Annotated in this window: 11 protein-coding genes and 2 tRNA genes; 3 read left to right on the forward strand and 10 right to left on the reverse strand. The window is 62.1% G+C overall.

Annotated elements, in window-relative coordinates; translation table 11 throughout:
• Nucleotides 1-77 precede the first annotated feature (77 nt).
• The 5 genes from miaA to B3C1_RS18015 are packed head-to-tail and all read right to left on the reverse strand — an operon-like array spanning nt 78 to nt 5,943.
• Entirely contained in the window at nt 78-1,001 is a 924-nt protein-coding gene (miaA, locus tag B3C1_RS17995) for a tRNA (adenosine(37)-N6)-dimethylallyltransferase MiaA (RefSeq protein WP_008486591.1), read from the reverse strand.
• On the reverse strand, nt 1,001-2,692 hold the full coding sequence (gene mutL / locus B3C1_RS18000; protein WP_008486592.1) for a DNA mismatch repair endonuclease MutL: 1,692 nt from the start codon (nt 2,690-2,692) through the stop codon (nt 1,001-1,003). The genes miaA and mutL overlap by 1 nt, the downstream gene beginning before the upstream one ends.
• Entirely contained in the window at nt 2,692-4,038 is a 1,347-nt protein-coding gene (locus B3C1_RS18005) for an N-acetylmuramoyl-L-alanine amidase (RefSeq protein WP_008486593.1), read from the reverse strand. The genes mutL and B3C1_RS18005 overlap by 1 nt, the downstream gene beginning before the upstream one ends.
• Nucleotides 4,035-4,493 carry a tRNA (adenosine(37)-N6)-threonylcarbamoyltransferase complex ATPase subunit type 1 TsaE gene (tsaE, locus tag B3C1_RS18010; protein WP_008486594.1) on the reverse strand — a complete coding sequence of 153 codons (459 nt, stop codon included), beginning with the start codon at nt 4,491-4,493 and terminating at the stop codon, nt 4,035-4,037. The genes B3C1_RS18005 and tsaE overlap by 4 nt, the downstream gene beginning before the upstream one ends.
• Nucleotides 4,486-5,943 (reverse strand): bifunctional ADP-dependent NAD(P)H-hydrate dehydratase/NAD(P)H-hydrate epimerase, encoded by a 1,458-nt coding sequence (locus B3C1_RS18015; protein WP_008486595.1) that lies wholly within the window; start codon nt 5,941-5,943, stop codon nt 4,486-4,488. The genes tsaE and B3C1_RS18015 overlap by 8 nt, the downstream gene beginning before the upstream one ends.
• Before the next feature lie 73 nt (nt 5,944-6,016).
• Between B3C1_RS18015 and queG the strand changes: the two genes are divergently transcribed.
• Nucleotides 6,017-7,189 (forward strand): tRNA epoxyqueuosine(34) reductase QueG, encoded by a 1,173-nt coding sequence (gene queG / locus B3C1_RS18020; protein ID WP_051012956.1) that lies wholly within the window; start codon nt 6,017-6,019, stop codon nt 7,187-7,189.
• Between the two features lie 8 nt (nt 7,190-7,197).
• On the opposite strand, the gene B3C1_RS18025 is transcribed toward queG, so the two are convergent.
• The 3 genes from B3C1_RS18025 to B3C1_RS18035 are packed head-to-tail and all read right to left on the reverse strand — an operon-like array spanning nt 7,198 to nt 8,716.
• On the reverse strand, nt 7,198-7,665 hold the full coding sequence (locus B3C1_RS18025; RefSeq protein ID WP_008486598.1) for a lipoprotein: 468 nt from the start codon (nt 7,663-7,665) through the stop codon (nt 7,198-7,200).
• 51 nt (nt 7,666-7,716) lie between these two features.
• Nucleotides 7,717-8,208: a DUF4442 domain-containing protein gene (locus B3C1_RS18030; protein ID WP_008486600.1), complete on the reverse strand. Its 492-nt coding sequence runs from the start codon at nt 8,206-8,208 to the stop codon at nt 7,717-7,719.
• Nucleotides 8,209-8,263: 55 nt separating this feature from the next.
• Complete coding sequence (locus tag B3C1_RS18035; protein ID WP_008486601.1) at nt 8,264-8,716, reverse strand: hypothetical protein; 453 nt, start codon at nt 8,714-8,716, stop codon at nt 8,264-8,266.
• A 183-nt stretch (nt 8,717-8,899) separates the two neighbouring features.
• Between B3C1_RS18035 and B3C1_RS18040 the strand changes: the two genes are divergently transcribed.
• Complete coding sequence (locus B3C1_RS18040; RefSeq protein WP_008486602.1) at nt 8,900-11,215, forward strand: TonB-dependent receptor; 2,316 nt, start codon at nt 8,900-8,902, stop codon at nt 11,213-11,215.
• Between the two features lie 41 nt (nt 11,216-11,256).
• Complete coding sequence (locus tag B3C1_RS18045; protein ID WP_336391136.1) at nt 11,257-12,363, forward strand: alkaline phosphatase family protein; 1,107 nt, start codon at nt 11,257-11,259, stop codon at nt 12,361-12,363.
• 481 nt (nt 12,364-12,844) lie between these two features.
• On the opposite strand, the gene B3C1_RS18050 is transcribed toward B3C1_RS18045, so the two are convergent.
• Together B3C1_RS18050 and B3C1_RS18055 are read right to left on the reverse strand one after the other, a co-directional pair.
• Nucleotides 12,845-12,919, reverse strand: a tRNA-Gly gene (locus B3C1_RS18050).
• Nucleotides 12,920-12,996: 77 nt separating this feature from the next.
• Nucleotides 12,997-13,071 (reverse strand) — tRNA-Gly (locus B3C1_RS18055).
• Nucleotides 13,072-13,162 lie beyond the last annotated feature (91 nt).

A 13,162-nucleotide genomic window follows, 5' to 3' on the forward strand; every position in this document is an offset into this window, starting at 1 on the left:
GTTGAAATTCCTTGTTGTGATTAGGGTAGTTATTTCAAACGATTAGACCGCGTCAGAACCCTAGTATGAACCATCATTCAAGAGGGATCTAGTTCACAAAGAAGCGTGTCCAGATTATCGGAACGTCCCGTTTCCAGCCGCAGCAACGGCCATTTCCAGCCATTTAGCCACGTACTTTGCCGTTTGGCCAGTTGGCCGGTAGCGATAATCGCTTTTTCCACCGCTTCATCCAGGCTGCACTCGCCGTCGAGATAGGCCCAAAGCTGGCGATAACCGACACATCGGACCGAGGGCAGCTCAGTGTGCAGATCCTGTCGCTGATGCAAGGCGCGCACTTCATCCAGAAAGCCGTTCGCCATCATCTGCTCAAAACGCAGCCGGATACGCTGCCTGAGCAAAACACGGTCTGCCGGCATAATAGCGACCTGAACTGTCGGATAGGTGAATGGCGCACCCGCTTGGGCTTGCAAAGCAGTGAGGCTTTGCCCCGTCAGTCGGTAGACCTCCAGGGCGCGGCTCAGGCGCTGGGGGTCGTTGACATGGATGCGGGCCGCCGCCTGAGGATCGATATGGGCCAATTGCCGGTGCAGGGCCTCCCAGCCCTGGGCGGCCGCTTCGGCTTCTATCTGGGCCCTTACTGCCGCGTCGGCCTTGGGCAGGGGCGACAGCCCTTCGAGCAGCGCCTTGAAATACAGCATGGTGCCCCCCACCAGCACCGGTAGCTGGCCCTTGGCCAGGGCGGCATCGATAAGGGGCAGTACGTCGTCGACAAAATCCGCCGCCGAATAACTCTCGGCCGGGTCCAGGATGTCCACCAAATGATGGGGATAACGGGTCAACTCGGCCTGGCTGGGCTTGGCGGTGCCGATGTCCATGCCCTTGTAGATAAGGGCAGAATCGACACTGATCAACTCACAGGGCCGCTGGTCAAAGAGGCCCATGGCCAGATCGGTCTTACCCGAGGCGGTGGGCCCCATCAAGAACACCACAGGCAGGGTCATCAATGGCTCTCCAGCAAAGGTTGCAGATCCAACACCCGGGCGGCTTGCTCCTGGGCGTCGGGGGGCAGATCCTGCCAGAGAGCCAGGGCCTGTTGCCAGCGAAACCGTCTGGGCAGGGCCAACAAGGCCTCTTCCAGGGCGTCCCAGGGGTCTTTATCCAAGGCACCGAGCCAAGGAGGCAACCACTGGGCCACATCCAGGTCCCTAAGAGGGGCGGGCACCGCCCTGACCAGCAATCGCCCAGGGCTAGCCTGGTGCAGATCCAGGCCCCAAGCCGCCAACTGCGCCTGATACTGGGTCGCCGCCGCCAGCTGCGATGGCTCCAGCGGCAGGTTTACCGGTAACAGCAGGGGCTGGGCAGCAGCACCTTTTTGCAACTGGGCGATGGCGGCCCTGGCGGCCAGGGGCTGCAGGTCCACCGCCACCAACCGCCCTTTGTGGCTCAGCAACAACCAGCGGCCGGCTTCCAGGTGCAGAGGTTGGCTGGGTTCAGCAATCGGCCGTTCAGCCGCCGGCACAGGTTGCCAGCGGGCAAAGGCGTCCAGGGCTTCGCTGACCTGTTGCCGGCTGGGAGCCGGGCTTGGGCTGTATTGCCCTGTGGCCCTGGGGCTGGCCGGGCGCGCCATCGCCGGGGCCGACCAGGGCGCCGGGGCACTTTTCGGCCTGGGGGCGTCGATAATCGGAGCGGGCTCTTCGCCGAGGCCGGATTGAGCCAGTGCGTCGGCCAGGGCCCTGGCGATGAAGTCGTGAACCAGGCGGGCGTCGTGGAAGCGCACTTCGTGCTTGGCCGGGTGGACGTTGACATCCACCTGGTTGGCGGGCAACTCAAGGTACAGCACATAGGCACCGTGCTGCCCCTCGGCCAGGCGGCCACCGAAGGCTTCGCGCACCGCGTGGTTGATGAGCTTGTCCTTCATCATGCGGCCGTTGACGTAGCAATACTGCAAGTCAGGGTGGTTGCGGGGCGCTTCGCTGACCCAGCCCCACAGCCGCAAGGCTTGATGCTGGTTGTCCAGCGCCAAGAGGTGGCGGCAAAAATCCTGGCCGCACACGGCGCCCAGGCGGGCATCCAGGTTGTCGCCCCGCAGGGCCGGGTATTGGCGCATCACTTTGCCGTTGTGGCGCAGCACCAAGGCCACGTCCATGCGACTCAGGGCAATTCGGCGCACCAGCTCGTCAATATGGGCGAACTCGGTCTTCTCGGCCTTGAGGAACTTGCGCCGCGCCGGGGTATTGAAGAAAAGGTCGTGCACCTCCACCGTGGTACCTACCGGGTGGGCCACAGGGCTGAGTTTGACCTCCATGTCCCGGCCCTCGGCCTGGGCGGCCCAGGCTTCGCTGGCGCCTTCGGTGCGGGAACTCAGGGTCAGCCTGGACACCGACGACACCGACGCCAGGGCTTCGCCGCGAAAGCCCAGGGACATGATGGCTTCCAAATCGTCGAGGCTGGCAATTTTGGAGGTGGCGTGGCGGCTTAAGGCCAGGGTCAGTTCTTCCTTGGCAATGCCGCCGCCGTTGTCGCGGACCCGGATCAGGCGGTGGCCGCCTTTCTCGATGTCCACTTCGATACGGTTGGCACCGGCATCGATGCTGTTTTCCACCAGCTCCTTGACAACGGAGGCGGGACGTTCCACCACCTCACCGGCGGCGATCTGGTTGGCCAGCCTGGCTGGCAAGATACGAATGGGCATCAGTTGGACGGGATAGTGAGTTTCTGGCCAACCCAGAGTACATCGGATTTGAGGCTGTTGGCATGGCGAATGGCCGATACCGTGGTGCCATAGCGGGAGGCCAACACCGACAGGGATTCGCCCCGGCTGACCAGATGCACCCTTTTGCTGCCCTGCTGGGCAAAGAGGGTGCCCTGGGGTGGCCAGGCGGTGAAGTACTCTTTCAAAGCCTGGGCCAGGGCGCCAGCCAGGCGCCCCTGGTGCCAGCCGTTGGCCAGCAGCTTTTCTTCTTCCGGATTGGAAATAAAGCCGGTTTCCACCAGTACAGAGGGAATGTCGGGGGCGGTCAGCACCCCCAGGCTGTTGGGCTGGGGCCGGTTCTTGTGGAGCTTGGTAACCTTGCCCAGTTCCTTGAGGATGGTAGAGCCGATGCCCTGGCCCACGGAGCGGCTGTGGTCCATAGACATGTCCAACAGCGCCTGGGCCAGGTATTGCTCCTGTTTGGTGTCTTCCAAAACCTCGGCGGCGCCACCCAAGAGTTCGGAGTGGCGGTCTTTCTCGTCCACCCATTTACCGATCACCCGCTTGGCGCGGCTGTTGTTCAGCACCCACACCGACGCCCCCCTGGGCTGGGCGGAATTGACCGAGTCGGCATGGATAGACACCAGGATGTCGGCTTTCTTCTGGCGGGCGATGTCGGCCCTGTCCATCACTTCGATAAAGGTGTCGGTGCTGCGGGTCAGCACCGCACTCATCCCCGGCACCTTGTTGATGTCGGCCTGCAGCTTCTTGGCGATGGCCAGGGTGACATGCTTTTCATAAGTCTTATGGCGGCCTATGGAACCCGGGTCATGGCCGCCATGGCCCGGATCGATGGCCACCACTATGTCGCGACCCTGTGCCGGGGCCTTGACCGGTACCGGGGCCGGCGGCTTCACCGACGGGCTGGCCTGGCTGCTGCCCTTGGGGCTGCCGGTGGGGCCGTCTCCACCAAGGTCAATCACCAGGCGATGGCCGTTGCCTTCGGCTGGGGCCAGGGCAAAGAGGCTGGCTTTGGTGGCTTGCTTCAGCTCAAGGACCAGGCGGATGCTGCCTTTGTCCTTGGGGGTGGAATTGCGCACCTTGCTGATCAGCGGCGAGTCGTCGACCTTGAGGGGCAGCTTGACCTTCTGGCCGGTCTTGTAGATATCCACCACCAGCCGCTCTGGGCTTTTCAGCAGAAAGTAGGAAAAGTCCGGCGCTTCGGCCAGATCCAGCACTACCCGGGTCTTGTCGTCCGACGGCCAAACCCGCACGTCGTCCAGGCTGTTGGCAAAAAGAGGCCAACAGCACAGCCATAATAGGAACCCGGATAGCCATTTGGTCATGTAAAGGACAACCTCTTGAGGGCCTCGGCGCCCTTGTCAGTGTGGGGTGTCAACACCGCATGCCGCCCCTCTGGACGGTATTGCAGGGCCAGTTCCAAATCCGGTTCTGGCAGTATCCCCTCGCCTTTTTGCGGCCACTCAATTAGACAAATGCAATCTTTGCCAAAGTAATCACGCACGCCCATGAATTCAAGCTCTTCAGGGTCACAAAGGCGATAGAGATCAAAATGATAGACTTTGACACCCGGGAGTTCGTAAGGTTCGACAAGGGTATAGGTGGGACTCTTGACGCGACCTGAATGACCCAGCCCCTGGATAAGGCCACGGCTGAGGGTCGTCTTACCGGCACCCAGATCCCCCAACAAGTGCACCACAGTGCCGCTTTCCAAAGCCCTGGCCAGGGCCTGGCCCAGGGCCACAGTGGCCTCTTCGTCTTTCAGTTCACACTCACGCATTGATCAGAGTCCGTATCCAGGGAAAGAGATCGCTGGCCAGGGTACCGACCGGGCCTTCCAGCCCTGCCCGCTCCCCTGCCTCGCCGTGCAGCGCCACCCCCAGCAGTGCCGCCTGCCGAGGGCCAAGGCCCTGCGCCAAAAGGGCGCCAATGATACCAGAAAGCAGGTCGCCCATACCCCCCGTGGCCATGGCTGGGCCGCCTACCGCCAGCAGCCAAAGCCGGTCGCCCTCGGCCACCAGGGTACCGGCCCCTTTGAGCACGGCCACTCCCTGGTAGCGCCGGGCCAACGCCAGGGCCGCTGCCGGCCGGTCAGCTTCCACTTCTGCAACTGACATACCCAGCAGCCGGGCTGCTTCTCCCGGGTGTGGAGTCAGTACCGCATCAGGCACAGGGTGTGGCGACAGGGCCAGCAGGTTCAGGGCATCGGCGTCCAGCACCTTGGGGCCAGGCTGGGCCAGGCCCTTGTCCAGCATCTGCCTGGCCCAGCCGTCCTGGCCAAGGCCAGGACCCAGTACCAGCGCCTGCGAAATAGCCGGTACCTGCCAGTGGCGCTCGCCCCTGACCATCAGTTCGGGCCGCCCTATGCTCACTGCAACAGCGCTGTCCGGGTGGGTCTGGACGCTGACCAGGCCGGCACCGCTACGAAGGGCCGCCTCGCCAGCCATACGGATGGCACCACTCATGCCCCTGTTGCCTCCCACCAGCAGCAGCCGTCCACTCTGGCCCTTGTGGGCCGTGGCAGAACGCCGGGGCAACAGTCCTTTAAGGGCGGCAAAGTCCAATCCAAGGCAGCAATTGTCCAGGGGGCCACGGTCAGCAAGGGGCGCCAGCCAGGCTTGCTGCCAGGCTCCTCGGCCCTGGCCGGTCAGCAGTCCTATCTTGGGCACGATAAAGGTCACCAAGGCGGCGGCCTGGAAGGGCTGGCCCCACCAATGGCCGGTGTCGCTGCCAAGCCCGGAAGGTATATCCAAAGCGAGAATGGGTAGGGAGGTCTGCCCCAAAAAAGCCTGCAAAGGCACCAAGGAGCCCCTCACCGGACTGCCAAGGCCCATGCCCAAGAGCCCATCTACCACCAGGTCGGCATCCAGAGGCTGAGGCAGGCTGAAGTGCACTTGGCCCCCAGCCTGTTGCCAGGCCTGAGAGGCGCGTTGCGCTTCCTCAGCCTTGCTTTGGCCGCTGGCCACCAAGGTCACCGCCAACCCTTGGGCCTTGGCCAGCCTGGCCAGTACGTAGGCGTCGCCGCCATTGTTGCCGGTACCTGCCAGTACCAGCAGCCGCCTGGCATCGGGCCATAATTGACGAAGCAGTTGAAAAGCGGCACTACCGGCCCTTTCCATCAGTTGATAAAGGCCAAGCCCCTGCTCCTGAGCCAATTGCACTTCGTACTTTTTCAAAGTGTCGGTCTGGGGCAAGGGTTGCGGCAAAGCCGCCAGCAGGGGTGTCAACATAAGGGCATCCTCCCTGGTGTTTTATTGAGCTTAACAAGGCCGGCGCCCCGCGCCTACGGAGCCAGGCGCGAATATGCTACCCTGCGGCCCATTGCCAGAGGGGCTGAACGTGATCGATTACCAACAACTTGCCGATGATATTAAGGGCTGGGGCCAGGAGCTGGGTTTCCAGCAGGTAGGGATCACCGACACCGATCTGACAAGTCATGAAGCGGCCCTGCAGGCCTGGCTGGATGCCGGCCACCACGGCGACATGGACTACATGGCCCGCTACGGTATGTTGAGGGCCAGGCCCACCGAGCTGCTACCGGGCACCCTGAGGGTGATCAGCGCCCGCATGGACTATCTGCCGCCCAAGGCCCGCTTTGGGGAGATCCTCGGGGACGGCAATAAAGGCTATGTGTCCCGCTATGCCCTGGGTCGTGATTACCACAAGCTGCTGCGCAATCGCCTTAAGAAACTGGGGGAGCGTATCCAACAGGCCTGTGGCGACTACCAGTTCCGCCCTTTTGTGGACTCGGCGCCGGTACTGGAAAGGCCCCTGGCCGCCAAGGCAGGCCTTGGCTGGGTCGGCAAGCACAGCCTGCTGATCAACCCCCAGGGTGGTTCCTTTTTCTTTTTGGGTGAGCTGCTGGTGGACTTGCCCCTGCCCAAAGACCCCCCTGCCGATGCCGACAAATGCGGTAAATGCGTGGCCTGTATGACCATCTGCCCCACCCAGGCCATAGTGGAGCCCTATGTGGTGGACGCCAGGCGCTGTATTTCCTACCTGACCATCGAACTCAAGGGCGCCATTCCCGAACCACTGCGTCCCCTGATCGGCAACCGCATCTACGGCTGTGACGACTGCCAGCTGATCTGCCCCTGGAACCGCTTTGCCCATTTGAGCGTTGAGCCGGACTTTGCCCCCCGCAGCGCCCTGCATGGCCCGCAGCTGCTGGACCTGTGGCAATGGGACGAGGCACGCTTTTTAAAGATCACCGAAGGCTCCCCCATCAGGCGCATCGGCTTTGAGTCCTGGCAGCGCAACATTGCCGTGGCCCTGGGTAATGCACCCCATAGCCAGGCAGTGATCGAAGCTTTGGAGCACAAGCTGCCCCAGCTGTCGCCTCTGGTGGCCGAACATGCCCAGTGGGCCCTTGGCCAGCAAAGACAAAAAGCCCAGGGGCAGCCGGCCGGCAAAAGCGGCCAGCAAAAAGCCCGCTTGGTGCGGGCTGTGCAAAAAGGCTTGCCGGACTCGGCCTAACGGCGGCGTTAGCGGGGCACCGGCAGTTCCCGGCTCCAGACGATAATGCCATTGGCTAGGGCCATTACCCTCAGGCGCAGGCTGTCACCGCTTTCGCGGATCTGGCCATACAGCAGGTATTGGTGGCCCCCTTCGCGGCCGGCCTGGCGGGCTGACAGCAGATCGAAGGCATCGGCCCTGGCGGACAGATCCGCCACGTCCCTACCCTGCTGTGACAACTCCCCAAGGATGCGCGCCGTCATGCCGGCAGTGTCCAGACGCTGGCTGGAATAGTTAGCTACCCGCACCACGGCAATGTCCCCGTCCGGCAGGGTTGCTGCCAGGGACGCCAGAGATTGGGCCAAGGCGTCGTCCTGGGGTTGTTCTTGGGGCTCTTCCACCGGTGGCCGCTCCGGTGGCCGGGTACCTGTTACACCCAACTGGGCACAACCGGCCAGTAACAGCAGGGACAGGAGTCCCAATATCGATTTTTGCATGCCGCTCCTCCTGGGGACAGCTTGCTGAATGTCCCTTTAACTCTGGATGAATTAACGCTTTTTGGGAACCCAGGCCCAAAGATAGCGGGCCTGGACCGGTTCTTCCCCGGCTTCGTCGGTGATCACTACCGCCACTTCCACTTCACCCTTCTCGGCGCTGCGGATCTGGACTATCTGCTCCTCGCTCAGGCTGGCAACGGCCTTGAGGCTGCCCTGGGCCCGGCGCACGTAGTTCACGTCCATGGCCTTTAATAGCGGCAATTTATCGTCGGGAACATTAAGACCGAACACCAAACCGGTCACAGATTCGCCCAGCAGGGCAGTGGCGGCGGCATGGACGCCCTTGATATGGTTCTGCACCCTCTTCTTGTTGCCAAGGCGCATCTCGGCCTGGTGGTAGTCCGCCTGGTGAATACGAATACCGGCGGTACCGGCGAATTTGACGGCACCGTTGAAGAGCTTGGACAGAGCCGCGCTCTGCCAAGCCTGGGGCAGTTTTTTGCAGAGCCGCACCATGCGACCCAGCCTGTTGATGGGTTTCATCCTTTTGACTCCACTGGTCTAACCAGGTGAGTCTGACACAAGGCCGGGCCCCCGGCTAGAGGTCCTGCATCCGCATGGTTTGGTGCACAAACTGGTGTTGGGCCTCGCGGGCCAGCTTGAGGGTGCCTTCCAATACCTGGCGGCTTTCCTGACCGGGGCACAGGGGGACCAGGGCCTCAATTTCCTCCAGCAACTGGTTGTCCAGTTTCAAAGCCAGCGCCAACACGTCCTGCTGGCTGGCACCGCCAGGCAGGTCCACGTAAGTGAGTTTCTTGATGAAGTCGCTGTCCTGGGCCTTGTCGAACCAGGCGTCCAGGGCGCTATGGTGGGCCTTGAGGTAGTCGCTGTACTGGCCGGACAGGCCCTTTTCATGGTCCACCAGATAATGAAGCATCATCCGGGTCCGCTCGGCATCGATATGGTTGGCCAGCCGCTGATACAGCTTGCTCAGGGCCAGGTGGGCCTCGGCCAGATGGTCTATCAGATCGCGTACGGTTTTAAAGCGCATGGCTGCTATCTCCTTGACTCTCGTACCAGCTTTATCAAAGCCAGAATGACCCAGCCTTGAGGCAAGTCAAGTCTGTGCCTTATGGCAGTCAAAAAACTTTCACGGCTCAGAAACCCAAGGGAAACGTTTTCGTCACAGCCCTTTCCCACAATGCGCCCTATTTATTCGCACGGGAAAATAACGATGAAAAACCAAAGCCTTTTGCTGCCCAGCCTGGTGGCGTCCAGTATTGCCCTGGCCCTGTCAGGCCAAGCCTTTGCCGAAGAAAGCCAGCCCCAGGATACCGAGGTCATCTCGGTTATCGGGGCCAGGGTGGCTTACGCCAACAACAGCACAGATGAGGACATCAAGTCCTTCAGCGCGCCCCTGTCCAGCGTCAATGACCTGCTGGACATGATGCCGGGGGTCAATGTCAGCGAAGGTGGGGCGTTCGGCAGCGACGACTGGTCCACCACCATCACCATGCGCGGCTTTGCCCTGAGCGGCTCCGAACAGCAACTGGGTGTGACCATAGACGGCTTGCCCAACGGCGGCTCCGGTTACGGCGGTGGCTCCAAGGCCAACCGTTACCTGCTGCTGGAAGACACAGCCCGGGTAGAAGTGATGCAGGGCACCTCGGACGTGGGTTCTCCTTCCCTGGACGCCCTGGGGGGAACCTTCAACTACATTTCCGCCAACCCCAATGAACAAAGCGGCGCCGTGGCATCGGTCAGCGGCGGCGACTACGACGCCCGCAAATACTACCTGCGCTTTGATACCGGGCGCTTTTGGAACGACACCACCACCAGCTACCTGAGCCTGGCCGACAGCAGCACCAAGCGCTGGATAGGCTCCGGTTCCAACGGGGACGCGACCGACTTCCACCTGGCCTACAAGCTGGTGTCCGAGTTGGACTGGGCCACCATTACCGGCCGCATCAGTTATGACGACGTGGACGAGACCAACTACAACGGCATCAGCCTGGCCCAGTACCAGGAAAACCCTCGCTGGGACCGCCTGACCTGGAACTGGACCGGCGACCCGGTTGAAGACCAGAACTTTGCCGAAGCCTGGCGCACCCTGCGCAAGAACACCTTTGCCTACCTGCGCCTCGATACTCGCCCCAGCGACAGCACCCGCCTGGTGGTCACGCCCTATTATCACCACATGACCGGCCGTGGTGACTGGTTGCCCCCCTACCAGGTGCTGGTGGACGGCAACGGCCAGGCCGTGCTGGATGCCGACAACAACCTGCAAACCTTTACCCGCTTCGACGCCAACGGCGCCCCCTTGCTGGACCCCAGCCAATGCGCCAGCAACGACTGCACCCTGGCCTCCAGCTACCGCCACACCCATTACGGTAAAGAGCGTTACGGCCTGACCGGCCGCCTGACCTGGGACATCACCGACAACAACAGCCTTACCGCCGGCCTGTGGACAGAGCGCCAGGACAGGGACGAGTACCGCGACTGGCACAGCGTCCTCAACCCGGCGGTGGGCCCGGCCTACAACCACCAGGCCTACTGGCGCCAGTATGACCGCACCTATGTCACCGACACCCTCAACTACTACGTGCAGGACCAATGGGTACTGGGGGACCTGACCCTTAACGCCGGGGCCCGCAAGACCCAGGTGGACATCAGTCGTGACGACAACTTCCTTGGCCGCGAGACCGGTTCCCTGTCCAGCGACTCGGATCTGCTGCCCATGGCCGGTCTGGTCTGGGCCCTGTCCCCCAATTGGGAGCTGTTCGGGGGTTACGCCGAGAACTTCAAGGCCATCTCCGACAGCATCCTCGAGACCGATCAGGACTTTGGCAAACTGGACGCCGAAACCGCCAAGAACACCGACCTCGGCCTGCGCTACCTGGGCCAGGACCTGCAAGTGACGGCGGCCTTCTACCACATCAAGTTCGACAACCGCATCACCTTTATCGAGGCCACCGCCGGTAGCGGCATCGACTACCTGGGCGAGCTGGACGGTCAGTACGTCAACGTCGGCGGCATCAAGTCCAAGGGCTTTGAAGGCAGCCTCAACTGGCAGGTCAACGACAACTGGTCCCTCTACGGTGCCCTGACCCTCAACGACTCCGAGTACAGCGACCACAGCCTGGTCAGCGCCAAGGACCAGCAAGGCCAGGACACCCTGGTCGATCTCAAGGGCCTGGAGCTGGCCGGCGCCCCTCGCACCATGGCGGTGGCGGCCCTGAGTTATCACCAGGGCCCCTACCGTGGCGGCCTGGAAGCCAAATATACCGACAGCTACTACGGCGCCTACGGCAACCGCCTGGACGGCACCAGCCCTGTTGCCACCAATGTGGATAAGATTGACGCCCACACCGTGCTGGGCCTCTATGCCGGCTACCATTTGGACTTCAACGGCCAGGGCATCAAGGGGCTGGACCTGAGCTTCAACATCAGCAACCTGGGTGACACCAACTACCTGTCCGGTGGCAGCAACGGCGCCTACTACATAGGGGTAGGCCGTACCGTCACCGCCAACGCCACCCTGTCCTTCTAATCAGATGTTGCCCCCGGCCAGGCCGGGGGCTAGGAGTCATGATGCGTAAGCTCACTCTGCTTGCTTCCCTGCTGCTGGCCACCTCGGCCCAGGCAGCTGACAACCTGGTGCTGGTCACCATCGACGGCCTGCGTTGGCAGGACGTTTTCCACGGCGCCGATCCGGCCTTCTTGGCCAACGACCTGCTGACCCATGACCCAGCCGCCACCCAGGCCTTCGGCGGTGACAGCCAGGCCCAAAGGGCGGCTCGGCTGATGCCCTTTGTCAGCACCGTTATGGCCAAGGAAGGCAGCTTGCTGGGGGACCAGACCCGAGGCAGCATCATGGAAGTCACCAACCCCTGGTGGTTTTCCTACCCCGGCTACAACGAGCTGCTGACCGGCAAGGCCGACCCGGCCATCGACAGCAACGACGCCAAACCCAACCCCAACGTCAGCTTCTTGGAATGGTTGAACAAGGATAAGGCCTTTGCCGGGCGCATCGCCGCCTTCGGCAGCTGGGACGCCTTTGGGGCCATCCTCAACCGCGATCGCTCCGGCCTGCACGTCAATGCCGGCTTTGAGCCCTCAGAGGGTTACCCGCTGGGGGAGCAGGTCAAGCTTATCAACCAGTTGCAGCAACAGATCACCAGCCCCTGGTCGTCAGAGCGTTACGACGCCTACACCTATCCCCTGGCCCTGGATTACCTCAAAAAGCAGCAGCCCAGGGTGCTCTACATAGCCCTGGGGGACACCGACGAGTTTGCCCATGAAGGCCACTACGACAGTTACCTCAAGGCGGCGCACCAGGCCGACCAGTACCTGGCCGAGCTGTGGCAAACCCTGCAATCCTTGCCCCAGTACGCCGGCAACACCAACCTGGTGGTGACGGTGGACCACGGTCGCGGCGCCACAGCCCAGGACTGGCAGCACCATGCCAGCCAGGCGGCGGTGAAGATGTATCCGGACGGCGAGAAACATTTCCCCCAGGGCATCGTCGGCTCCAACGGTGTCTGGCTGGCCGCCCTGGGTCCGGACGTCAAGGCCAAGGGCCTTATTCCGGGCCAGGGCAAGCAAAACCAGGTGGCGGCCACCGCCCTGGCGCTGCTAGGCAAGGACCACCAGGACTTCGACCGGGAAGCGGGCAAGCCCCTGCCCCTGGTCAAGTAACGGCGCACGACGCCAAGGGAGTTCAAAGCCGCCTTAGGGCGGCTTTTTTTGGCTTGGCTGCAAAAAGGCCACCCTCTCGAATGGCCTTTCGAATTTGGAGCGGAAACGAGACTTGAAGGGGGCGCCCAGCCCGAGCGACCCGGCGCGTTCAGCCTTTTAATGGCGTAAGACGCAGATACGAAAAAGGCCATCCTTTCGGACGGCCTTTCGAATTTGGAGCGGGAAACGGACTCCCCTGAAAGGTTGAACTCGCGCGGCTACGCGCCCCGCCCCAACCTCGGCAAGGTTGGCCCATGATCCATGGCACTCAAGCATCTAGTTCAAATGCAAAAAGGCCATCCTCTCGGATGGCCTTCGAATTTGGAGCGGGAAACGAGACTTGAAGGGGGCGCCCAGCCCGAGCGACCTGGCGCGTTCAGTCATTTAATGGCGTAAGACGCAGATACGAAAAAGGCCGTCCTTTCGGACGGCCTTTTCAATTTGGAGCGGGAAACGAGACTTGAACTCGCGACCCCAACCTTGGCAAGGTTGTGCTCTACCACTGAGCTATTCCCGCATTGTGCGCGCTGCCTTGGCAACGACTTTTGGCTTTCGCCCGACACCTGACCCTAGTCAATCAAGCATCTTTAAATTTGGAGCGGGAAACGAGACTTGAACTCGCGACCCCAACCTTGGCAAGGTTGTGCTCTACCACTGAGCTATTCCCGCATTGTGCGCGCTGCCTTGGCAACGACTTTTGGCTTTCGCCCGACGCCCCAGTGTACCAGACACCCAAGCATCTTTAAATTTGGAGCGGGAA

Origin of the sequence: Gallaecimonas xiamenensis 3-C-1 (assembly GCF_000299915.1) — a bacterium.
Lineage (GTDB): Bacteria > Pseudomonadota > Gammaproteobacteria > Enterobacterales > Gallaecimonadaceae > Gallaecimonas > Gallaecimonas xiamenensis.